General features: G+C 70.8%; 14 protein-coding genes and 1 pseudogene. 11 read left to right on the top strand and 4 right to left on the bottom strand.

From position 1 onward, the window contains the following. Positions 1-140 precede the first annotated feature (140 nt). The 5 genes from recC (at position 141) to ACWDOP_RS12145 (ending at position 11,965) form a co-directional block, all read left to right on the top strand. On the top strand, positions 141-3,497 hold the full coding sequence (recC, locus tag ACWDOP_RS12165) for an exodeoxyribonuclease V subunit gamma (protein WP_456345088.1): 3,357 nt from the start codon (positions 141-143) through the stop codon (positions 3,495-3,497). A gap of 58 nt (positions 3,498-3,555) precedes the next feature. Further along, on the top strand, positions 3,556-7,443 hold the full coding sequence (locus tag ACWDOP_RS12160; protein WP_456345087.1) for a UvrD-helicase domain-containing protein: 3,888 nt from the start codon (positions 3,556-3,558) through the stop codon (positions 7,441-7,443). Positions 7,444-7,498: 55 nt separating this feature from the next. Continuing rightward, positions 7,499-9,385 (top strand): exodeoxyribonuclease V subunit alpha, encoded by a 1,887-nt coding sequence (recD, locus tag ACWDOP_RS12155; protein ID WP_456345086.1) that lies wholly within the window; start codon positions 7,499-7,501, stop codon positions 9,383-9,385. Between the two features lie 143 nt (positions 9,386-9,528). Then, entirely contained in the window at positions 9,529-10,377 is an 849-nt protein-coding gene (locus ACWDOP_RS12150; RefSeq protein WP_456345085.1) for an alpha/beta fold hydrolase, read from the top strand. Positions 10,378-10,486: 109 nt separating this feature from the next. Continuing rightward, positions 10,487-11,965, top strand: a complete 1,479-nt coding sequence (locus tag ACWDOP_RS12145; protein ID WP_456345084.1) for a flavin-containing monooxygenase — start codon at positions 10,487-10,489, stop codon at positions 11,963-11,965. Here the strand turns inward: ACWDOP_RS12145 and hutC are convergent. Beyond that, a complete protein-coding gene (gene hutC / locus ACWDOP_RS12140) occupies positions 11,962-12,732 on the bottom strand; it encodes a histidine utilization repressor (RefSeq protein ID WP_456345083.1) in 771 nt (256 codons plus the stop codon). The two genes, ACWDOP_RS12145 and hutC, sit on opposite strands and share 4 nt — an antisense overlap. A 221-nt stretch (positions 12,733-12,953) precedes the next feature. Between hutC and hutU the strand changes: the two genes are divergently transcribed. The 4 genes and pseudogenes from hutU (at position 12,954) to hutG (ending at position 18,151) form a co-directional block, all read left to right on the top strand. Beyond that, positions 12,954-14,630 (top strand): urocanate hydratase, encoded by a 1,677-nt coding sequence (gene hutU / locus ACWDOP_RS12135; protein WP_456345082.1) that lies wholly within the window; start codon positions 12,954-12,956, stop codon positions 14,628-14,630. Between the two features lie 34 nt (positions 14,631-14,664). Continuing rightward, a pseudogene (locus tag ACWDOP_RS12130) lies at positions 14,665-15,958 on the top strand (purine-cytosine permease family protein). A gap of 13 nt (positions 15,959-15,971) precedes the next feature. Next, complete coding sequence (gene hutI / locus ACWDOP_RS12125) at positions 15,972-17,156, top strand: imidazolonepropionase (RefSeq protein ID WP_456345081.1); 1,185 nt, start codon at positions 15,972-15,974, stop codon at positions 17,154-17,156. Between the two features lie 35 nt (positions 17,157-17,191). Then, positions 17,192-18,151: a formimidoylglutamase gene (gene hutG / locus ACWDOP_RS12120; RefSeq protein ID WP_456345166.1), complete on the top strand. Its 960-nt coding sequence runs from the start codon at positions 17,192-17,194 to the stop codon at positions 18,149-18,151. A gap of 28 nt (positions 18,152-18,179) precedes the next feature. On the opposite strand, the gene ACWDOP_RS12115 is transcribed toward hutG, so the two are convergent. Then, complete coding sequence (locus tag ACWDOP_RS12115; RefSeq protein WP_456345080.1) at positions 18,180-18,731, bottom strand: hypothetical protein; 552 nt, start codon at positions 18,729-18,731, stop codon at positions 18,180-18,182. A gap of 145 nt (positions 18,732-18,876) precedes the next feature. Between ACWDOP_RS12115 and ACWDOP_RS12110 the strand changes: the two genes are divergently transcribed. Next, positions 18,877-19,371, top strand: coding sequence for an SLOG cluster 4 domain-containing protein (locus ACWDOP_RS12110; RefSeq protein WP_456345079.1), 495 nt, complete (start codon positions 18,877-18,879; stop codon positions 19,369-19,371). A 144-nt stretch (positions 19,372-19,515) separates the two neighbouring features. Beyond that, positions 19,516-20,232 (top strand): hypothetical protein, encoded by a 717-nt coding sequence (locus tag ACWDOP_RS12105; protein WP_456345078.1) that lies wholly within the window; start codon positions 19,516-19,518, stop codon positions 20,230-20,232. 75 nt (positions 20,233-20,307) lie between these two features. Here the strand turns inward: ACWDOP_RS12105 and ACWDOP_RS12100 are convergent, their stop codons facing one another. Both ACWDOP_RS12100 and ACWDOP_RS12095 read right to left on the bottom strand, forming a co-directional pair. Then, entirely contained in the window at positions 20,308-21,297 is a 990-nt protein-coding gene (locus ACWDOP_RS12100) for a TAXI family TRAP transporter solute-binding subunit (RefSeq protein WP_456345077.1), read from the bottom strand. Beyond that, the gene (locus tag ACWDOP_RS12095; protein ID WP_456345076.1) at positions 21,294-23,537 is read right to left on the bottom strand and encodes a TRAP transporter permease; all 2,244 of its coding nucleotides are present in this window, start codon (positions 23,535-23,537) and stop codon (positions 21,294-21,296) included. Before ACWDOP_RS12095 ends, ACWDOP_RS12100 begins: the two co-directional genes overlap by 4 nt. Positions 23,538-23,651: the final 114 nt, after the last annotated feature.

The raw sequence follows: 23,651 nt of genomic DNA, 5'->3' as shown, positions 1-23,651 counted from the left end.
CCCGAAATGCACTGTCGCATACCACACTCGATATGCCGGGTGACGCGCCCTAGCTAATCTTCGGCGTGTGGCGGGCGTCACCCGGCGAGCCGGGGTGCCCGGTGATTGCATGTGAGTCGCTGACTGTATAAACACAGCTCGTGCACATTCATCGGGCCGAGCGTGCGGACACGCTCGCCGACGCGCTGGCCGAACTGCTCGCCGATCCGCCGGCCGATCCCTTCACCGCCGAGGTGGTGGCCGTTCCGGCCAAAGGCATCGAGCGGTGGCTGCAGCAGCGGCTGTCCGCGGTGCTGGGCAGCGCGTCGCTCGCCGATGGAGTATCGGCCAATATCGATTTCGCCGATCCGGCGGGATTGGTCGCGGCGGTGCTGGCCGAGGCCACCGGGTACGCGCCGGACGCGGATCCGTGGGCGGCCGAGCGCGTGGTGTGGACCCTGCTGCCGGTCCTCGACGCGGTGCTGGACGAGCCGTGGGGCGCGGTGCTCGCCCGGCACCTCGGGCACGGTGACCCGGCGGGGTACCGGGTCGGGCGGCGCTACGCGACGGCGGCCCGGATCGCGGCGCTGTTCGCGGGCTACGCCCAGCAGCGCCCGGCCATGATCGCCGAGTGGGCGGGCGGGGCCGACACCGACGGCGCGGGGCACGAGCTGCCCGAGGACCTGCGCTGGCAGCCCGAGCTGTGGCGGCGGCTGCGCGCGGCGGTCGGCGCGCCGAGCCCGGCCGAACGGCTCGAGGCGGCCTGCGCGCGCCTGCGGGCGGACCCGTCGGTGGTGTCGCTGCCGGACCGGATCTCGCTGTTCGGGGTGACGCGCTTGAGCACCGATCAGTGGGAGGTGCTGTCCGCGCTGTCGAGCGGGCGGGGTGTGCACCTGTGGCTGGTGCATCCGAGCCCGGCGCTGTGGACCAAGCTCGCCGACTCCGAGGTGATCCCGAATTCCACTGTGCGGGTGCGGCATCCGCTGCTGGCGGCGCTCGGGCGCGATGTGCGGGAACTGCAGGAGCGGCTCGCGGGGTACGACCACATCGACACCTACCATCCGCGCCCGGACGCGGCGGGTGCGGCGGGTGCGCCGGGCTCGCGCACCCTGCTGACCGAGTTGCAGGCCGCCATCCGGCAGGATCGCTGGTCGCTGCTGCCCGACCCGGGCCTGGCCGACGGCAGTATCACCGTGCACTCGTGCCACGGCCCCGCGCGGCAGGTGGAGGTGCTGCGGGACAGTCTGCTCGGGTTGTTCGCGGCCGATCCGACCCTCGAACCGCGCGATGTCATCGTCATGTGCCCGGACGTGGAGAGTTACGCGCCGCTGGTGCGCGCGGCGTTCGGGCAGTGGTCCCTCGAGGGCGGTGAGAACGGGCATCCCGCGCACGGGCTGCGGGTGCGCCTGGCGGATCGGGCGCAGCGCGCGGTGAATCCGCTGCTGGATGTCATCGGCATTCTGCTGGAGTTGGCCGACGGGCGGGTCACGGTCACCGAGGCGCTGGATCTGGCCGCGTCCGAACCGGTGCGGCTGCGCTGCGGTTTCGACGACGACGACATCGAGCGACTGCGGGACTGGGCCGCGGAGACCGGCGCGCGCTGGGGGATCGGACAGCGCCAGCGGCAGGCGTTCGGGCTCGGGGACTTCGCGCAGAACACCCTCAACGCGGCCGTCGACCGGATCCTGCTGGGTGTGGCCGCGGGCGAATCCAGCGAGGACTGGCTGGAATTGGTGTTGCCGCTGGACGACGTGGACAGCAACGACATCGACCTGGCGGGGCGCTTCGCCGAGTTCGTCGACCGGCTCGCGGTCTGTCTGCGCGATCTGCGCGGGCCGACCCTGGAGGAGCCCGCGGGGTCCGCGCGGCCCGCCGCCGAGTGGGCGCAGGTGCTGGGCCGGGCCCTGGATCTGCTGACCGATGTGCCGCTGTCGCAGGGCTGGATGGGCGTGCAGGCCCGGCGCGAGCTCGCCGCGGCCACCGAGCACGCGGGCCGTATTCCGCTGCGGCTCACCGACATCGCGGCGCTGCTGGACGCCAGGCTGGCCGGGCGGCCCTCGCGCGCGAACTTCCGCACCGGTGAGCTGACGGTGTGCACTATGGTGCCCATGCGGTCGGTGCCGCACCGGGTCGTGGTGCTGCTCGGACTCGACGACGAGGTGTTCCCGCGCGCCGGCGGGGTGGACGGGGACGACGTGCTGGCCCGGCATCGCCGCCCGGGGGACCGCGATCCGCGCAGCGAGGATCGGCAGCTGCTGCTGGACGCCATCATGGCGGCGGGGGAGCGACTGGTGTTGCTGCACACCGGATCCGATCCGGTGTCCGGTGCACATCGGCCGCCCGCGATTCCGCTGGCCGAGGTGCTGGACACGGTGCGCGCCCACGTCGGGGCCGCGGCCATGGACCACGTGATCACGCGACATCCGTTGCAGCCCTTCGACCGTCGCAACTTCCGGGCCGAGCGGCCGTTCAGCTTCGACACCGTCGCGCTGGCGGGCGCGCGGGCGGCCCAACGACCGGCCGGGCCGCGCCCGCCGTTCCTGGCGGCCCCGCTGCCGAGCGGTGAGCCCGCGGATGTGGAGCTCGCGGACCTGGTGGCCTTCGTCGAACATCCCATGCGCGCGTTCCTGTGGCAGCGCTTGGGGATTCGGGTGCCCGAGGACGCCGAGGAGATCGCCGACCGGCTGCCCGTGGAACTCGACGGGCTCAGCAAATGGAACATCGGCGAGCGCATGCTGACCTCCCGGCTCACCGGGGTCGATCCGAACGCGCTGCGGGCCGCGGAGTGGCGGCGCGGCACCCTGCCGCCGTTCGCGCTCGGCGCGGCCGTGCTGGACGAGGTGGAGGGCACCGTGGACCGGCTGGTGCGGGTCGCGCAGCCGCTGCACGAGATCCCGGGCCGCACCGTCGACATCGCGGTGGATCTGGGCGACGGCCGCCGGCTCACCGGCACGGTGCCCGAGGTGCACGACGACGCGGTGCTGCGCACGACCTTCTCCCGGGTCGCGCCCAAACACCGGATGGCCGCGTGGGTGCGGCTGCTGGCGCTCGCGGCCACCGGCGATCATCAGAGCTGGCGGGCCATCACGATCGGGCGCGGCAAGATGCAGCGCCCCACCTGGCAGTCCACCCTGGTCTCGCCGAACGCGCCCACGGCCCGGGCCCTGCTGCGCGAGCTGGCGGACCTGCGCGACCGCGGCCTGGCCGAGCCCCTGCCCATCGTCCCCGCGGCCTCCGCGGTCTACGCCGAACGCCGCCTGGCCGGCGCCACCCCCGAGGACGCGCTGCTGGCCGCGGAACACGAGTTCGACGGCGGCAAGGACGGTCCCGGCCGCTACGGCGAACACACCGACCGCTACCTGCGCTACATCCTCGGCCCGGCCCCGCGCTTCCACCAGCTGACCGAGGCCCCCGCCGGGGATCCGTCCTCCCCGCAATCCGAACCGACCCGCTTCGGCGAACTGGCCCGCCGCCTGTGGAACCCGCTGCTCACCAACGAACACCAGGGCCAGCCGTGACGACCACCCACCCGAGCACCACGGTGCTCATCCACCCGAGCACCACCGAAAGGCGCGGATGACCGACGACCTCTTCTCGCTCGCCGACGCCCCCGCCATCCCCCCGGCCCCCCGCGCCCGCCGCGACCACCCCGCCCCGCCCCAGCCCGCCTCCGCCCCGGAGCCCCCGGACGCCCCGGACCTCTTCAGCGTCCAGGACGAGCGCACGGACTCGGGCGCCCCCCACGCCACCGAACCCGCCGCCTCGGCACACCCGCGGCCGGAAAACCAGGACGGTCCAGCCCTTTTCGGCGTCCAGGACGACCGAGCCGACTCGGCGGTTGCTCCCGCCGCCGCTTCCGTTCCTGCGGCCGAATCGGACGATGCCGCCGCTGATCGGCCGGCCGAGGAGCCGGGCGCGCCGGGTCCTGCCGGGCTCACCGACGAACCGGCCGAACCCGACCTGTTCGGTGGCGAGGTGCTCGGTGGGGAGGGTGTCGAGGACGGCGAAACGTCGGCGGAATACGCTGCGGGGGAGATGGATTCGGTAGCGGCTGATGTGGGGCACGGGCAGGGGGAAGGGCTGTGGGGGGTCGAGGAGAGGTCGGGTGGCGGGGTGAACCCGGGTGCGGGGGACGGGGACTCGGGGGACGGGTTCTCGTTGACGGGGGCGCTGCCGGTCGGGACGACCGTGCTCGAGGCCAGTGCGGGCACGGGCAAGACCTACGCCATCGTCGGGCTGGCGGTGCGGTTCGTGGCCGAGGCGGGGGTCGACATCTCGCGACTGCTGCTGGTGACCTTCAGCCGGGCGGCTACCCAGGAACTGCGCGAGCGCACGCGGGACCGGTTCGTGGCGGTGGCAGCGGCGCTCGCCGACCCGGAGCGGGCGCAGGCGCGGGGCGACGAGCTGATCCGGCATCTGGCACAGGCGAATCCGACCGAGGTGGCCGCGCGGCGGGAACGACTGCTGGCCGCGCTCTCGGACTTCGACGCCGGGACCATCGCCACCACGCACAGCTTCTGCCAGCGCATGCTGGACGAGCTCGGATTCGCGGGTGAACTCGATCCCGGTGTGCGGCTGGTGGAGAGCGTCGAGGACGTGGTCTCCACCGTCGCGGACGACCTGTACCTGAGCCGGTACGCGCGCGGGGACGCCCCGTTCGGCCCGCCCGACGCCCAGCGCCTCGCCTCGGCCGCGGTCGGGGACCGGGCAGCGGTGCTCGTGCCCGACGCCGAGGGCGAGGACGACCCGGCGGGGGAGCGGGTCGCGTTCGCCGCGGCCGCCCGCGCGGAAACCGCACGGCGCAAACGGCTTTCCGGCCTGCGCGATTTCGACGATCTGCTCACCCTGCTGCACGACGTGCTCGCCGATCCCGAGCACGGCGACCGCGCCTGCCGCCGGATCCGGGATCGCTTCCAGGTCGCCCTGGTCGACGAGTTCCAGGACACCGACCCGCTGCAGTGGGACATCCTGCGGCGCGCCTTCCACGGGCACACCACCCTCGTGCTCGTCGGCGACCCGAAACAGGCCATCTACGCCTTCCGCGGCGCGGAGGTGCTCAGCTACCTGGACGCGGTCGTGCACGCCGACGCCAAGCGCGAGCTCACCACCAACTGGCGCAGCGACGCCGGTCTGCTGGCCGCTCTCGAGCACCTGCACGGCGGAGCGGCCTTGGGACACAAGGAGATCACCGTCCACCGGGTGGCGGCGACCCGGGACTTCAGCCGCCTGTCCGGCGATCCGGCCTCGGTGACCCCGTTCCGGCTGCGCTGCCTGCCGCGCACCGGCGCGGGCCCGCTGAACCGCTCCGGCTATCCCACGGTCGGACGCCAGCGCGAGCGCGTGGCCGTCGACGTGGCCGCCGACATCGTGCGCCTGCTGGAGTCGGGCACCCTGATCGATGCCGGAACCCCGTGCGAAAGGCCGCTCGGGCCGGGCGATATCGCGGTGCTGGTTCGCAATCGCAACCAACTCGACCTGGTGCGCAAGGAACTCGAACTCGCCGGTGTGGCCGCCGTACTCGCCGGTGGCGCGAGCGTGTTCGGCACACCCGCCGCCACCGAATGGCTGTGGCTGCTGCACGCCCTGGAACAGCCGCACCGCGCCGATCGCGTGCGCCTCGCGGCGGGCACCGCGCTGCTCGGGGTGAGCGCGCAGGAGATCGATTCCGGCGGTGCGGATCTCGTGGGCCGGCTGGGCGCGGAACTGCGCGACGCGGCCCGGCTGTTCGGCCGCACCGGTTTCGCCGCGGTCTTCGAGAAGATGAGCGCGCAGACCCGGCTCACGCCCCGCCTGCTGGCCCTCGAGGGCGGCGAACGCCGGCTGACCGACCTGCGCCAGATCGCGCAGTTGCTCGACGAGGCCGCCCTGCGCGAGGGCTTGGGCCTGAGCGCGCTCACCCGCTGGCTCGCCGACCGCGTTCGCGACCCGCAGTCGGGCAGTGTGGCCGATCGCAGCCGCCGGCTGGACCGGGACGCCGCGGCCGTGCAGATCGCGACCGTGCACGCCAGCAAGGGCCTCGAATTCCCGGTCGTATACCTGCCTTTCGCGTGGGACGCCGCCAAGCTTCGCAACCCCCCGACCATGCTCTTCCACGACGAACAGGGCCGCCGAGTTCTGGACGTCGGCGGTCCCGACGCCCCCGGCTACGGCGCCCGCCGCCTGCGCGCGGAGAGCGAGGAGGCGGCCGAGGAACTGCGCCTGCTGTACGTGGCGCTGACCCGCGCCGGTGCGCAGGTGGTGGCCTGGTGGGCGCCCGCGTTCGACACCCAGACCGCACCGCTGCACCGTATGATCCTGGGCCGCGAGCCGGGCAGTCCCGCGGTGGCAGACAAGGTCGGCGTGCCCGCGGATTCGGTTGTGCTCGAGCGCATCCGGGAGTGGGCGGCGACCGCGCCGCCCGGGGTGCTGGCGATCGAACCGCTGCTGGACTTCCAGCGCGCACGCCTGGGCCGCACCGACGCCGGCGTCGCCCCCGAACCCCTGGAGGCGGCGCGCTTCGACCGCGTCCTGGATCAGGATTGGCGGCGCACCTCCTACTCGGCGCTCACCGCCGGGGCGCACGACGCCCTGCCCGCCGGGGACACCCCCGACGGCGGCGGCGTCGCCGACGAGCCCGCGACCCCGAACGTGCTGCTCGACGACGCCGAGCTCTTCACCGCGGCCGCGCCCTCGCTCATGAACACGCTGCCCTACGGCGCGGAATTCGGCACCCTGGTGCACGAGATCCTGGAGTACGTCGACACCGACGCCCCCGATCTGGCCGCCGAGATGCGCGCGCGCTGCGAACACGCGGTCGCCGAGCAGATGTTCGACGCCGACCCCGAGGTGCTCGCGCGGGCGCTGCTCGCGGTCATGCACACCCCCATCGGCTTCGGCACCCTGGCCACCGTCTCGGCCCGGGACCGGTTGAGCGAGCTGGATTTCGAGCTGCCCCTCGCCGGCGGCGACCAGCCCGTGGCGGGCCGGGTCACCGTCCCCGCGATCGCGGATCTGCTGCGCCGCCACCTGCCCGCGGACGACGTGTTCGCCCCCTACGCCGATCAGCTCGCCCACCTCGACGACGCTCCGCTGCGCGGCTACCTGACCGGCAGCATCGACGCCGTACTGCGCATCCCCGGACCGGCTTTCGTGGTGGTCGACTACAAGACCAACCGCCTGGGCGCCGGTGATCTGACCGTCGCGCACTACACCCACGAGCGCATGGCCGCGGAGATGATGCGCTCGCACTACCCCCTGCAGGCGATCCTGTATTCGGTTGCCCTGCACCGCTACCTGCGCTGGCGCCTGCCCGGCTACGACCCCGCCACCCATCTGGGTGGCATCCGGTACCTGTTCGTCCGCGGCATGATCGGCCCCCACACCCCCGACGGCGCAGGGGTTTTCGACTGGAAGCCCCCCGCCGCCCTGGTGGTTGCCCTGTCCGCCCTCCTGGCGGGCGACGTCCTCGGATCGGAGACCCGTTGATGCCCCCGACCACGATTGCCCGCCCGGTGTCGCCGCGTTCGAAAGGGGTGGCGCGGTGACCGCCATCCAGCTGGCGCAGCGGGGTACGGGACTGCTGCAGGTGTTCAACGCCGCCGGGGTCCTCAACGCCGCGGATGTGCATGTGGCGCTGCGGCTCACGCGGCTCGCACGCGAGAGCTCGGAGGCCGTGGTGTTCGCGACCGCGCTCGCGGTGCGCGCGGTGCGATCGGGTTCGGTGTGCCTCGAGGTGCGGCGCATGCACGAGATCGGCGTCGACGCCGAGGGCGCCGAGGAGTCGGCGATCGACCCGGCCACGCTGCCGTGGCCGGACGTCGAGCAGGTCATCGCGGCGCTGCGGGTGAGCCCGCTGGTGTGCGGGAGCGCGGCCGGGCCGCTACGCCCGCTGCGGCTGATCGAACCGGCGGGCGGTTCCGAGGCGGGCCCGCTGCTGTACCTGGACCGGTACTACCGGCAGGAGGAGACGATTCGGCAGGTGCTGACCGAGCGCTCCACCACCCAGCCCATGGTCGACGCGGATCTGATTCGGCGCGAACTGGATCGGCTGTTCCCCGACCAGGGCGGCCCGGGCGAGCCGCCGGACCGCCAGCGCCTGGCCGCCGCGCTGGCGACCACCCAGTGGACCACCGTGGTCGCGGGCGGTCCCGGCACCGGCAAGACCCACACCATCGCCCGGGTGCTCGCCCTGCTGGTCGCGCACCAGGCGGCGATTCCGGGCGCACCCACCCTGCGCATCGCCCTGGCCGCCCCCACCGGCAAGGCCGCCGCGCGCCTGCAGGAATCGGTGCGCGAGCAGGCCGGCGACATCGGCCTGCCCGAACTCACCGCCGCCACCCTGCACCGGCTGCTGGGCTGGCAGCGCGGCGGCGCGGGCCGCTTCAAGCACAACGAGTTCAACCGCCTGCCCTACGACGTCATCGTGGTGGACGAGACCTCCATGGTGTCGCTGACCATGATGAGCCGTCTGCTCCCGGCGGTGCGTCCCGACGCGCGCCTGGTGCTGGTCGGCGACCCGGACCAGCTGGCCTCGGTCGACGCCGGCGCCGTACTCGCCGACCTGGTGGCCGGACCGATTGCCGGACAGGCCAATCCGGCCCTGGAACAGATTCTCGGCGGCGATCTGCGCGCCACCGCCGCGCACCCGGACGCCCTGTCCGGTCGCGAACGCGAGCGCCTGCGCGGCGGGATCGTCCGTCTCACCCGGGGCCGCCGCTTCGGCGGAAAGATCGCCGAACTGGCCGTGGCCGTGCGCGCCGGTGACGCCGACACGGCCATGGACCTGCTCGTCGCGGGCGGCGCCGAACTCTCGCTGCACACCCCCGAGGACATCGCGGAGGTGCGCGCCGATGTGCTGCGCGCGGCCCGCTCCGCCACCGACGCCGCCGTCGCGGGCGACGCCACCGCGGCGCTCACCGCCCTGGAATCGCATCGCCTGCTCTGCGCTCATCGCCAGGGCCCCTTCGGCGTCGAACGCTGGGACCGGCTGGCCGCGAGCTGGGCCGCGGCGGCGGGCATCAGTACCGATCCCGGTCCGGGGCACTGGTATCCGGGTCAGCCGCTGCTGGTCACCGCCAACGATCACGAGGCGCGCATCTACAACGGCGACACCGGCGTCATCGTGCGCGCGCCCGACGGCACGCTGCGCGCGGCGCTGCAGCGCGGCACCGAGCCGTATCTGGTGCATCCCACCCAGTTCCCGGGCGTCACGACGGTGTACGCCATGACGATTCACCGCAGCCAGGGCAGCCAGTACGACAACGTCTCGGTGGTGCTGCCCGGCCCGGAATCCACGCTGCTCACCCGAGAGTTGCTGTACACGGCCATCACCCGGGCCCGGCGGCACGTGCGGGTGCTGGGCACCGAGGAATCGATCCGCGCGGCAATCGGCCGGCGAGTGCTGCGCGCCAGCGGTCTGCGGGCCTGACATTCCGCGGACACACCGGTGCGGGGGTGCGAGGTCGGCGAGTTCTTTCCCGGCCTCGATCGCAGGCGTAGCGTGGTGCTCCGAATTGCCGTTGTCGCGCGTGGAATTCGAGGCCCGCGCGCCACTCGCCGGAAGGTTTGCAGATGGGTGACACCGAACCGGAAATCGATCAGGTCGCCGACACCGTCATTTCCGCGGACGGCACCCGAGTCGAATATCTGACCGTCGGTGACGGTCCCGCGGTGATCGTGGTTCCGGGCGCACTAACCCTGGCTGTCGGATTCGCCCGTTTCTCCGGCGCATTGAGCACCGGATTCACCGTGCACACCATCCAGCGCCGCGGGCGCGGGGGGAGCGGTCCGCAAAGTCCGGATTACACGATCGCCGACGACGTCGCGGATATCGCCGCGCTGCAGGCGAAAACGGGTGCGGCGCTCGTGGTCGGGCACAGTTACGGCGGTCTCGTCGCCCTGGAATCCGCGCGCGGCAATTCCGGCGTCGAGCGTCTGGCCCTCTACGAACCCGGTGTCTCCATCGCCGGTTCGCTGCCCGCGGACTGGATGCCCGCGTTCGAGAAATACCTCGCCGAGGACAAACCCGTCGACGCGTTCGTCGAATTCGTCCGCGCCCTGGGTCCGGACATCGTGCGCAAGATGCCGCGCTGGGCGCAGCGCCGCATGATGCCCATGGCCATGAAGGGCCCCGAAAAGGATGCGATATTCGGCCAACTCGCCGAGTGCCTGCGCGAACACCGGGAAATCGTGCGCCTGAACGACACCTATGCCAACTACGCCGAGATCACCGCGGAAACCCTGCTGCTGGACGGCGACAAGGATCGCCACGCGTTCATCGAACCCAACCACGAACTCCTCGCGTCCACGATCCCGCACTGCGAACGCCACACCATTCCGGGCGTAGACCATTTCGGAATCGACAAGGGCGATCCCGAACGGGTGGCCGGCGTCATCGGGGAGTTCTTCTCCCGCAGGTGAACAGGCCGCGGAGCGGACGGGTGGATACTGAAAACGGATACGCCGGTGTCCCCGGCCGGGTTCGGTTGACGACGAGCGCCGGATTCATGCGAATCGAAGGGTTGTACCGATGAGCGCTACACCCGAGCACGTCGATGTGCTCATTGTCGGGGCGGGATTGTCCGGGGTGGGGGCGGCGCACCACCTGCAGGAAGCCTTCCCCGGCCGCACCTACGCCATCCTGGAGATGCGCGACGCGCTCGGCGGCACCTGGGATCTGTTCCGCTACCCCGGGATTCGCTCGGATTCGGACATGTTCACCCTCGGCTACCGGTTCCGGCCCTGGCTGGGCGACAAGGCCATCGCCGATGGCGGCTCGATCCTGAACTACGTGCGCGACACCGCGTCCGAGGCCGGGATCGACGCGCACATTCGCTACCGGCACCGCGTCGTGCGCGCGGAATGGTCGAGTGCGCACAATCGCTGGACCGTGACGGCCGACCACGACGGCACCCCGGTGACCATCACCGCCGGATTCCTGTTCAGCTGTTCGGGCTACTACCGCTACGACCGGGGATACACCCCCGAATTCCCCGGTACGGAACGCTTTCCGGGTCCGATCGTGCACCCCCAGCACTGGCCCGAGGACCTGGAGGTGGAGGGCAAGCGGGTCGTCATCATCGGCTCGGGCGCGACCGCGGTCACCCTCGGCCCGGCCCTGACCGCCCGCGGCGCGCACGTGAGCCTGCTGCAGCGCTCACCCTCGTACATCATTTCCATGCCCGCCCGCGACGCCTTCGCCGATCGGGTGCGGCGGGTGCTGCCCGCCCGGGCCGCCTACACCCTGGCGCGCGCCAAGAACGTGGTCTTCTCCACGATCATGTACCAGGTGTCCCAGCGCTATCCGAAGCGGATGCGGGCCTGGATCCACGGTCTGCAGGAGCGCTGGCTGCCCGCGGGCTACGACATCGACACCCACTTCAATCCCGCGTACGACCCGTGGGATCAGCGACTGTGCCTGGTACCCAACGGCGATCTCTTCCGCGCGATCCGCCACGGCAAGCTGGACATGGTCACCGACCGCATCGACACGTTCACCGAAACCGGTCTGGACCTGGCCTCGGGCAACCGGCTCGACGCCGACGTCATCATCACCGCGACGGGGTTGAACCTGGTGGTGTTCGGCGGCGTCGACCTGGTCGTGGACGGCCGCACCGTCGACCTGCCAGAAGCCATGGCCTACAAGGCCATGATGCTGTCCGATGTCCCCAACTTCGCCTTCATCATCGGGTACACCAACGCCTCCTGGACCCTCAAGGCGGATCTGGTGTGCGAGCACGTGGTTCGCCTGCTGCGCCACATGGACGCCAACGGCTACGCCACGGCCACCCCGGTCCGCGATCCCAGCGTCGGCACCGCGCCGTTCATGGACTTCGAACCCGGCTACGTCCTGCGCGCCCTGGACCGCCTGCCCAAACAGGGCGACCGCGCACCCTGGAAGCTCACCATGAACTACCTGCGCGATGTTCCGAAACTCCGCTACGGTCGCGTCACCGATCCGGCCCTGCGTTTCGACCGAGCCCCCGCGAAAGCCGGCTCTCCCCACTAGCGTTCGAACACGCCCTCGAGGCGGTTGCGCGAGCCCGGATGCACCAGCCGCGCGACACTGACCAGCCCGGTCTCGGACCAGGTGCGCCGCCGGATCAGCAGGCACGGTTCGGCGGCGTCGATCGCGAGCAGGCGGGTCTCCTCGGCGCCGGCCAGCACGGCCTCCACCACGTGCTCGCCGCGCACCAGCGGGGCCACCCTGCTGAGATAGTCGTTCGGGGTGGTGGCGGTGAAATCCTGGGCCAGGTAGTCCGGCGCCTGCACCGGATTCACGTACCGGTCCTCCACCTGGATCGGGACGTCGTCCTCGAAGTGCACCAGGATCGAATGAAAAGCCCTGGGCCCGATGGACTCCCGCAGGAACGGCTGCCCGGCGTCGAGCTGCTCCGCGCGCACCAGCACCACCTCGGTGCGGTGCCGATGCCCGCGCCGGGCGATCTCGTCGGCGATGTTGCGCACCTCGAACAGCGGTGAGGGCTTCTTGGTTTCGGCCACGAACGTGCCGACGCCCATCATGCGCACGATCAACCCCTCGGCGGTGAGTTCGCGCAGCGCCCGGTTGATGGTCATGCGCGAGAGCCCGAGCGCGGCCACGAACTGGTGCTCGGACGGCAGCTGATCGCCCTCGCGCCAGCGCCCCGCCCGAATCTGCGCCGCCACCAGCAGTTTGATCCGCTCGTACGCGGGCGCCGACTCCCCGCCCGCCGCCGCGTACAGGTCGGTGAGCGAGGTGTCACCCGTGCCGTTCGAACTCGCGACCGTCGCCATGCCCCTGTACTGCTCCCTACCCGATACCAGCGCTCCGACCACGACGCCGCGCACCCGGCCGTGTCGATCATGCAGCCTACCGGCCGCTATCGCGCCGCCTTGACAGTTGTATAGACAGGACTATACAACTGGTGCGGAATGCGATCCAGCACACATCGACGGGCCGCCGGAGAACGGGGTCACACGGTTCGGCTGTGCGCCCGACGAGACCGAGGACAACCATGGACATCACTTCCCCCGGGCACGAGGCCCGTCCCGTGCGCGCACCCCGCGGCCCCGAGCTGACCACCCTGGGCTGGCAGCAGGAGGGCGCGCTGCGCATGCTCATGAACAATCTCGATCCCGAGGTCGCCGAACATCCGGACAGCCTGGTCGTCTACGGCGGCACCGGCCGCGCCGCCCGCAGCTGGGCCGCCTTCGACGCCATGGTCGCCACCCTGAAGACGCTGAAGAGCGACGAGACAATGCTGGTGCAGTCCGGCAAACCGGTCGGGGTGTTCCGCACCAGCGAGTGGGCCCCGCGCGTACTCATCGCCAATTCGAACCTGGTGGGGGACTGGGCGAACTGGGAGGAGTTCCGCAGGCTCGAGGAACTCGGGCTCACCATGTACGGGCAGATGACCGCCGGCTCCTGGATCTACATCGGCACCCAGGGCATCCTGCAGGGCACCTACGAGACCTTCGGGGCCATCGCGCGCAAGCGATTCGGCGGCTCGCTCGCCGGAACCATCACCCTCACCGCGGGTCTCGGCGGCATGGGCGGCGCGCAGCCGCTGGCGGTCACCATGAACGAGGGCGTGGCCATCTGCGTCGACTGCGACGTTTCCCGCATCGACCGCCGGATCGCGCACCGCTACCTGGACGTCAAGGCCGACGACCTGGACCACGCGCTGGAACTGGCGATTGCCGCCCGCGATGCCCGCCGCCCGCTGTCCATCGGCGTGGAAGGCAATGCGGCGGAGGTCTTTCCGGCCCTGCTCGCCCGGGAAGCGCCCCTGGACATCGTCACCGACCAGACCTCCGCGCACGACCCGCTCGCGTACCTGCCCATCGGCGTCGACTTCGCCGACATGAAGACCGTCGCCGAGAAGGACCCGGTGTGGTTCACCGAGCAGGCGCAGCTGTCCATGGCCGCGCACGTGCGCGCGATGGTCGGCTTCCTCGATCGCGGCGTCGAGGTCTTCGACTACGGCAACTCCATTCGTGACGAGGCCCGCAAGGGCGGTTACGACCGCGCCTTCGATTTCCCCGGCTTCGTGCCCGCCTACATCCGGCCGCTCTTCGAGGAGGGGCTGGGCCCGTTCCGCTGGGCGGCGCTCTCGGGCGATCCGGCCGATATCGCCGCCACCGATCGCGCCATCCTCGAACTGTTTCCGGACAACGCGCACCTGCGCCGCTGGATCACCATGGCGGGGGAGAAGGTCGCCTTCGAGGGCCTGCCTGCGCGCATCTGCTGGCTCGGCTACGGCGAACGGCATCTGGCCGGGCTCAAATTCAACGAGATGGTCTCCAGCGGTGAGCTTTCCGCGCCGGTCGCCATCGGCCGCGATCACCTGGACTCGGGGTCGGTGGCCTCGCCCTACCGCGAAACCGAGTCCATGCGCGACGGTTCGGACGCCATCGCCGACTGGCCGCTGCTGAACGCGCTGCTCAATACCGCCTCCGGCGCGTCCTGGGTGTCGCTGCACCACGGCGGCGGGGTCGGGATGGGCCGGTCCATCCACGCCGGGCAGGTCGTCATCGCCGACGGCACCGAACTCGCCGCCCGCAAGATCGAGGCCGTGCTCACCAACGATCCCGGCACGGGCGTCATCCGGCACGCCGACGCCGGGTACGAACACGCCATCGACACGGCCCGCGCCCGCGGCGTCCGCATCCCCATGTCCGAGCAGCACTGATCCACCGCGGTCGCAGAGCAGGAAGGCCGAGACCATGACGCACGACGGTCCCGCCGAAGTCGTACTCACCCCCGAACGCCACACCATCGACGTCATTCCCGACGCTGAACGGCACGGCAGCCCGCGCAGTCAGTTCACCTTGTGGTTCGGCGCGAACATGCAGATCACCGCCATCGTGGACGGCGCGCTGGCGGTGCTGTTCGGCGCCGACGCGCTGTGGGCGATCCTCGGCCTGCTGATCGGCAACATCGCCGGCGGCGCGGTCATGGCGCTGCACTCGGCGCAGGGGCCCAAACTCGGCCTGCCGCAGATGATTTCCAGTCGCGCGCAATTCGGGGTGCGCGGCGCGGTGGTGCCGCTGCTGCTGGCGATCCTGATGTACCTGGGCTTCGCGGCCACCGGCACCGTACTTGCCGGGCAGGCGATCTCGAAGATCCTGCACATCGAGAGCCGCGAACTCGGCATGGTGATCTTCGGGTTGCTGACCGCGTTCATCGCGGTGACCGGGTACAAGCTCATCCACATCGTCGGGCGGATCGCGACGGTCGTCGGCATCATCGGCTTCACGTACCTGGCCGTGCGGCTCTTCGCCGACTACGACGTGTTCGCCCACGTGGGCGTCACCGACTTCACCGTCCCCACGTTCCTTTTCGCCATCGCGCTGGGCGCGAGCTGGCAGATGACCTTCGGCCCGTACGTCGCGGACTACTCCCGGTACCTGCCGCGCTCCACCAGCGACCGCGCCACCTTCTGGTCCACCTTCGCGGGCACGGTGCTTGGGTCGCAGTGGTCGATGACGTTCGGCGCGCTCATCGCGGCCGTGGCCGGGGGTGCTCACCACGGTCACCGCGTTCGAAGCCCGTTCGCGCATCTCGACCACCGCGCGCACGCTGTACATCCTGGCTTTCACCACCACCGCGACGCTCATCGCCATCGCGGCCAGCGCCGACTTCCTGGCCAACTTCAAGAATTTCGTGCTGGCGCTGCTCATGGTGTTCACGCCGTGGAGCGCGATCAACCTGATCGACTACTACCTGATCTCCAAGGAGCGCATCGACATTCCCGCGCTCTACGACGCCGCCGGGCGCTACGGGGCCTGGAATGTGACCGCACTGAGCTGCTACATCCTCGGTGTCGTCATCCAGATTCCGTTCCTGGCGACCAAGCTCTATACCGGTCCGGTCACCGGGTGGCTCGGCGGCGCGGACATCTCCTGGATCGTCGGCCTCGTGGTCACCGCGGGCCTGTACTACCCGCTCGCCAAGCGCACCGCCAACCCGCCGGATCGGATGATCTATCCGCCGGACACCGAAATGGCCGAGGTCTGAGAGGAATTCGATCGTGGGCGCGTTCGTCGTCAGCAATATCGGCACCCTGGTCACCAACGATCCGGTGCTCGGGTCCGGGCCGCTGGGGGTGCGGCACGGGGCCGCCGTGGTCTTCGCCGACAGGGTGGTGAGCTGGGTCGGGGACAGCGCCCGCACCCCCGCCGCCGATCACGGTCTGGACCTGGGCGGGCGGGCGCTGCTGCCCGGCTTCGTGGAGAGCCATTCACACCTGGTGTTCGCGGGGGACCGGGCCGAGGAATTCTCGGCCCGCATGACCGGGACGCCGTACACCGCGGGCGGTATCCGCACCACGATCGCGGCCACCCGGGCCGCCGATGACGCGGCGCTGGAGGCGAATACGCGCCGACTGCTGAACGAGTCGCTGCGCTCGGGCAGCACCACGGTGGAGATCAAGACCGGGTACGGGCAGAGCACCCGCGACGAGCTGCGCGGGGTCCGGATCGCGAGCCGGTGCACCGACGAGGTGACCCTGCTCGCCGCCCACGTACCGCCGCCGGAGTACGCCGGGCGGGCCGACGACTACGTCGCCATGGTGTGCGCGGAGATGGTCGAAGCCTGTGCCCCGTACGCGAAGTGGATCGACGTGTTCTGCGAGCGCGGTGCGTTCGACGAGGAGCAGTCCCGCGCGGTGCTGAAAGCCGGTGTGGCGCACGGGCTGGTGCCGCGGGTGCACGGCAATCAGCTCGGTCAGGGGCCGGGTGTGCGGCTGGCAGTGGAGATGGGCGCGGCCTCGGTCGACCACGTGACCTACGTGTCCGCCGCCGACATCGACGCTCTCGCGGGCGGTTCCACGGTGGCGACGCTGCTGCCGGGCGCGGATTTCTGCACGCGCAATTCCTATCCCGGCGCACGGGCCCTGCTGGACGCGGGCGTGACCGTGGCCCTGGGTGCGGACTGCAATCCCGGCACCTGCTACACCACCAGCCTGCCGTTCTGCATCTCCCTGGCGGTGCGGGAGATGCACATGACGCCGGAGGAAGCGGTGTGGTCCGCCACGGCCGGCGGTGCGAAAGCGTTGCGGCGCGACGATATTGGGACGCTGTCGGTCGGTGCGCGCGCCGACGCCATCGCCCTGGACGCACCGTCCTACCTGCATCTGGCTTATCGCCCCGGCGTCGCGCTCGTGCGCGAGGTCTTCAAGGACGGCACACTCATCACCTCGGGAGGACACCGATGACGGCGACGGATCACGGGGACGACGCGAAAGCGGTAATGGTGACCGATGTTCCCCCCGCCCCCTGGACCGGCCGTGTCGACGGCGACGGCCCCGAACACCTGCGCTGGCACGGCGCGGTCCGCCCCTACGACGCGACGGCCCCCGAAACCGGCTGCGTACTCATCGGTTTCGCCAGCGACGAGGGCGTGCGTCGCAACGGTGGCCGCGTAGGCGCAGCCGCGGGCCCCGACGCCCTACGCTCCGCCCTCGCCTCCCTGGCCCTGCCCGCCCCCCTGTCGATCGAGGACGCCGGAACCGTGGCCGTCACCGACGGCGACCTGGAAGCGGGCCAGTCGCGCCTGGCCCGAGCGGTAACCACAGCCATCGACTCCGGCCGCCTACCCGTAATCCTGGGTGGCGGCCACGAGGTCGCCTACGGCACCTATCTCGGCGTGGCCGCCTCCCGCCCCCGCCACACCCACCCCCGCCTCGGAATCCTGAACCTGGACGCCCATTTCGACCTCCGCGCCGCCCCACAACCCAGCTCCGGCACCCCGTTCCTCCAGGCCCTGAAGGCCGAAGAGTCCGCCGGCACCCCGCTCCGCTACGACGTCCTGGGCATCAGCCGGCCCAGCAACACGGTGGCCCTCTTCGACACCGCCACCACCCACGATGTCCACTACCTCCTCGACGAGGCCTGCACCCCAACGAATCTGGCCGCCGTCGACAACTTCCTGGATGCCTTCATAGAGGCGGTAGACCTGATCTACCTGACGATCGATCTGGACGTCCTCCCCGCATCGGTGGCCCCCGCCGTGAGCGCCCCCGCCGCCTACGGAGTCCCCCTGGAGACGATCCACCACGTCTGCGCCCGCCTGACCACGACCGCGAAGTTGATAGCCCTCGACGTAGCCGAACTGAATCCGTCCCTGGACGCCGACAGTCGCACGTCCCGGACCGCCGCCCGCCTGATCCACCGCGTGGTGACCCACCACGTGCCGTTGCAACCAGCCTGAGCCTCAGCGGCGGCACCGAGTCAGGATGTCAACGCGCCAACGCACTGCCGCCGCGAAGCTCGGGAAAGAACGCGTACGGGTACGTCCCGGGCACCCGCCCTCGAGCGGCCCGGACTTCGGTGTCGATCTCATCGAACCGTCGCAACAGTTCGATGCCCCTGCGCGCCGTGTCCTCGTGAAGGGCACGCACGTCGTCGAATGCTGCTGGAGAGTCGCCGTTTCGAAAGATCTTCGCTGTCTGGTGCATCGCCACGTTCCGGTCGCCGGCCCACGCCTTGATTTCCAGGATGACGGGCAAGAACTGCGGTGCGGATCGAGCGCGTTCGTTCGACGGGTCGTTCTGCTGGTGCTCCAAGGCTCGGCACAGGGGGCCCACCGCGCTCTTGCAGCTGTCGGGCTCCTCCTGCGCGACGTAGCTCAGGCGGCTGGCCAAGCGGTCTCCCAGCAGAGAATCGAGCACGGCTACAGCCTCGAGGTAATGCCCGGTGTCCATACACTCGACCAACCAGTCGAAGGCGGCGCTGTAGCGATTCAGCCGTCGCAGACCCATCTCGTGGCTCTCGGACTTTTCCCGTTTCACTGCTCGTCTCTCTGTCGCGCTGTGGAATCGCCTACGAGACTAGCCTGATGGTGACGAATCCCGTTGTGCGGGAACGTTTACGATCGGATCGAGGCGCGGAGATGAATCGGTAGGTTCGGGGAAGCAGTCCGTTCTTTCACGATAGGTGGGCACTGTGGTTGCGACTCAGGTGGCTGTGTGTGGTCCGAGGGAATGCACAACGGCTGATGCCGAGAACGCTCGCGAGATCGGACGGCTTCTGGCCCGCCACGGTGTCACCGTTTTGTGCGGCGGTGGGCGGGGAGTCATGGCGGCCGTGGCCGAAGGAGCTTCGGGGGCGGGTGGATTGGTGGTCGGAGTGCGGCCCGACCTGGACCCGGACAACGTGTGTGACGGGCTGTCGGCCGTGCTCTACACCGGGATGGGCGAGGCACGGAACGCCATTCTGGTGAACTCCGCCGACGTGGTCATCGTCGTCGGGGGAAGCTGGGGCACCCTCTCGGAACTCGCGCTGGCCAACCGTCGTGGCGCTGTTCCGGTGATCACGATCGGCGGCTGGCGGATCAGCGATCGGGACGGCAGACCGGTCGAGTCGGGTATTGAGGCGCACTCTCCGGAGGAGGTCGTTCGACTCGTGCTGGCACATGCGAGGCGGACGTGAGTTGCGTTGTTGTACGGGCCTTTCCTGAGCGCACCGTCGCCGCGCACTCCGCGCTCCTCTGTGAAGATGCATTCCTACTGCCGATAACCGACTGCGGCAGAAAGGCATTCACCCGGCGATGTCGGGTCCACTACCGTCGCAACCGTGCTTTACGCGATTCTGTGGCTGGCCCCGTTGGTGAGCTGGGCGTTGATCGCCCGGAGCTGGCGCGGGCGGATCGGCGGGCTGTGTGTGCTGGGGATCGTGGCGGCGGGGCAACTCGTCATGTGGAACGGGTGGGTGGGACGGGAGTATCAGCTCACCTCGCTGGCGGTGCTGACCGGGATCACCATGTTCGTGGTGGTGATCGGCCCGGTGGTGGACATCTTCCGGGCTCCGCCGCCACCGCGGTCGGCGCACGGGCGGATGGCGCTCGGGTGGCTGCTCAACGCGGGGTACGTCGTGCTGTGCGGGCTGATCCTGCTGACCTCGGTGACGGTGGTGGGCATGTACGGGCGCATGTCGTGGATTCCGGAGGAGGACGCGCTCGAGCCACTCCCGGCGGGCCTGTCGGTCCGGGAGACCTTCGACCTGGGCTGTACCGCCCGCAGTTCCGACAGCAGCTGTGACCGCGACTTCGTCATCGAGGCAGAGAACGGCACCCCGGACCGGACCGCCGAGCGCGTCCTCCGCCACCTGGAAGCCACCGCCGGCTGGACCTTCGTCCCCGCGACGTCGCCGTTCCGTGGCGCCCGTGCCGCCTGGACCGCAGGGTGCCGCGAACAGGGCCGCGCACTCGACCGCGTGGTCGCCTGCTCGTACCTGGTGATCCGCGAGAACGACACCGTCGTCGTCCACCTGAGCTACCAGGACGACTGGTGAACCCGGCGCGGTCGGAGGCTCGACCGCGCCGACCGGTGCTGTGCGACAGCGTGTTTCCGGGCCGAACGGACAGGACTACTTCAGTGCGTGGTCCGCGCCGCGGTGGAGCTCGACGGGGGCGGTGTTCCGGGCGGCGGCGCGGTCTATGCCTTTCGCGGCCGGATTCGCCTGTTCCAGTTGGGGTTTGCGATCGAACAGGACATTCGTCAGGGCGCAGGCGAGGTTCGCGTCGAGGTCGGACCGGACCAGCAGGAGATTCGGGACGACGATCGTTTGCACCTCTGCGGGGAGGGAATAGGTGGCGGCGGGGATCGTGCCTGCCTCGTAGACGGGGTTCACCGTGCGCATCGGGTCGAGCAGGCTCGCTATGTCCAGGAAGCGGACCTTGTCCTTCGCGGTCGTGAACAGGTCGGTGATGCCGGGGGTCGGCAGGCCGCCGGACCAGAACATGGCGTCGATCGAGCCGTCCTTCAGACCGTCGATCGTCTTGGCCAGATCCAGGCGCTGGGCCGCGACATCGGACTCGGGATTCAGGCCGGCGGCGGTCAGCAGGCGCTGGGCGATGACCTCGGTGCCGGACTTCGGAGAACCGGTCGACACGCGCTTGCCGCGCATGTCGGCGACGGACGCGATGCCGGAGTCCGCGCGCACGATCACCTGGGTGTAGTTGGTGTAGATGCGCGAAAGAGCGCGCACCGGTTGCTTGTCGGTGAAGCCGCCCGTGCCCAGCACCGCGTCGGCGGCGCTGTCCGCGAGCGAGAACGCCACCTGATAGTTCCCCGACACCAGCTGCTGAATGTTCTGCACCGAGGCGCCGGTCTCGGCGGCGGTGGCCTTGACCTTGCCGCCGGTGGCCTCGGAAATCTGTTGCGCGTAAGCGTTTCCGAGCGCGAAATACACCCCGGTCGCGTTGCCGGTCGCGATGCCGACCCGGGTGTCCTGACCGACCTCGCACGTCACCGCGCCCCCGGTATCGGCCTGCGGCGCGTCCTGACGCCCACCGCACCCGGTGAGCGCGGCCGCCGCCAGCACCGCCGCCACGGCGATCGTTCCGAACCTCGTCATGGTGTGCCCTCGAGTTCTGCCTGTGGCGGAACCGCTTCCGCCGGAGTTGATTCCCGGTCGCGCCGGGTCATACGGGTGAGCAGCCAGGCCACCGCGAGCAGCGCGAGCCCGATGCCGAGACTGACCACGTTCGGATACAGCAGCACCACGCCCGCCGCGGCCGCCAGCGCCCGCGCCGGTCTGCCCGCCGCGCCCGCGCCGAAGATCCAGCCGCCCGTCGCCATGGCCAGCGCCGCCACCCCGACCGCGACCATCAGACCCGTCGCGATGATCTCCAGGATCGGCCCCCGACCCAGCAACCGCTCACCGGACCCGGTGAGCACGAACACCAGCGGCACCAGGAACGCGGGCAGGGCGTAGCGCAGCGTCTGCCACATCGTCGGCATGGTCCGCCCGCCCGTCACCGCGGCCGCGCCCACCGCCGCCAGCGCCGTCGGCGGGGTGACCTCGGAGAGCACCGAGTAGTAGAAGACGAACATGGCGGTCGCGGGCGGCGACACCCCCAGCGCGAGCAGCGCCGGGCCGATGATCACCCAGCCGATCACGAACGAGGCCGTCACCGGAATGGCGAGACCCAGCAGCGCGAGCGCCACCGCCGCCAGCAGAACCGTGCACGTCAGCACGACGGTCGCGTTGTCCGACACCGCCGACGCCGCCCGCACCAGCACCGCCGCGAGCTGCGCGCCCAACCCGGTCTTGGTGGTCATGGAGGTGATGACGCCCGCCGCCGCGCACACCGCGACGACGGGCAGGGCCGCGCGAATACCGCGGGACAGCGCCGTCAGCGCGCCGATCACGAAGTCACGAGCGGTCGAGCGTCCCGCAGCCTCGGGTGTCCCGTGATGCACGACCGGATCGGGCTCGCGCGCCGAATCATCCGCGGCGTCGGCGCGCGGCGGGCCCGCCGCTTCCCCGCCCGGAGCCGCCCGATCGGTCACCGTTCCCGGCACCGTCGCACCCGAATCACGCCGCCGCGCAGCCCGATCGGCGATCGCCAGGACGAAGGCGAGCGCGGTGGCGTAGGCGACCGCCCGCGTCGCGCTGATCCCGGCCAGCAGCAAACCCATGATCGCGATCAGCGACAGGAAGTGATACCCGAAGCGCCCCAGCAGCTTCCACGCCGACATCCGCGCCTCCGTGGGCGGCGCGACCACCCCGGACCGGGCGTGGAACCGCCGCGCGTCGATCTCCACCGCGAGCAGAATGCCCAGGTAGTACAGGATCGTCGGAATCGTCGCCCACACCAGCACGGTGAGATACGAAACTTCCAGGTACTCCGCCACGATGAACGCCGCGACCCCCAGCGTCGGCGGGGACAGGATCGCGCCGACCCCCGCCGCGGCGAGCATCCCGCCCGCCTGTTCCGGGGCGTACCCGGCGCGCCGGAGAATCGGCCACGTCACCGCGCCGGTACTCACGGCCGTAGCGGTCCCCGACCCCGACACCGTGCCCAGCAGGAACCCCGAGGTCACCGCCGTCCGCCCGGCCGCGCTGTTCGAGCGCCGGAACGCCGCGACCGACAGGTCGACGAAAAAGCGTGCCGCACCGGAGAATTCGAGCACGGCGCCGTAGATCGTGAACAACACGATGTAGCTCGCCGCCACATCCAGCGGGGTGCCGTAGAAACCGCTCGCGGAGTTGTAGAGCGCGTCCACGATCTGCGCGAAATCCAGTCCGGCGTGCGCGACGGACCAGTGCTGGGGCAGCAGCCCGCCGTAGTACCCGTACGCCAGGAACAGCGCGCACACCACCGGCAGCACCCAGCCCGTCGTGCGCCGGCAGGCCTCGAGCACCAGCAGCAGCACCACCGCGCCCATGCCGACATCGACCGGATCCAGCAGACCCTGCCGGTCCAGGAACGCGTCGTACCCGCCGCCGCCCGAGCCGATCCGCACCGGCAGCACCGGGTACAGGCACACCAGCAGCGCCAGCGCCGCCAGCGCCCAATCCAGCGGCGCCGGACCGTCTTCGCGGTCGAGCGCCCGCAGCCGCCACCCCGACCGATAGCTCAGGAAGACCAGCGGCAGCGTGCACGCCAGGAAGATGACCAGGTAGTACTGACTGCCCTGCGGCAGCGGCCGGAACACCTGCCGCAGCGCGAACACCGCGATCGCCAGCGCGCACGCGGACACGAACGCCGCCGCCCGCCCGGACAGCACCCGTGCGGGTCGCTCGTCATCGTCCACGCCCAGGTCGGCCGGCGTCGCGAGCTCCGGACTGCTATCGCGCGTGGCCGACATGGGCGCGACCATATCAACGGGCGGTATGTTTCGCAGCGCCTTGACGATCGGTGTCGTCGATCTTCGTAGCCGGTGTGGGCCGCGCCGAATGTCGGTTTCCCGCTGCGGGTTCGG

The organism is Nocardia sp. NPDC003693, assembly GCF_053981095.1.
The sequence above is the reverse complement of the archived record's forward strand: the minus strand, read 5'-3'. Positions and strand labels throughout refer to the sequence as shown.

What these genes read in the sequence shown, in the direction of transcription:
- ACWDOP_RS12160 (WP_456345087.1), top strand. Translation starts at nt 3,556, where the DNA reads ATGACCGACGACCTCTTCTCGCTCGCCGACGCCCCCGCCATCCCCCCG.
- ACWDOP_RS12150 (WP_456345085.1), top strand. Translation starts at nt 9,529, where the DNA reads ATGGGTGACACCGAACCGGAAATCGATCAGGTCGCCGACACCGTCATT.
- ACWDOP_RS12145 (WP_456345084.1), top strand. Translation starts at nt 10,487, where the DNA reads ATGAGCGCTACACCCGAGCACGTCGATGTGCTCATTGTCGGGGCGGGA.
- hutC (WP_456345083.1), bottom strand. Translation starts at nt 12,732, where the DNA reads ATGGCGACGGTCGCGAGTTCGAACGGCACGGGTGACACCTCGCTCACC.
- hutU (WP_456345082.1), top strand. Translation starts at nt 12,954, where the DNA reads ATGGACATCACTTCCCCCGGGCACGAGGCCCGTCCCGTGCGCGCACCC.
- hutG (WP_456345166.1), top strand. Translation starts at nt 17,192, where the DNA reads ATGGTGACCGATGTTCCCCCCGCCCCCTGGACCGGCCGTGTCGACGGC.
- ACWDOP_RS12100 (WP_456345077.1), bottom strand. Translation starts at nt 21,297, where the DNA reads ATGACGAGGTTCGGAACGATCGCCGTGGCGGCGGTGCTGGCGGCGGCC.
- ACWDOP_RS12095 (WP_456345076.1), bottom strand. Translation starts at nt 23,537, where the DNA reads ATGTCGGCCACGCGCGATAGCAGTCCGGAGCTCGCGACGCCGGCCGAC.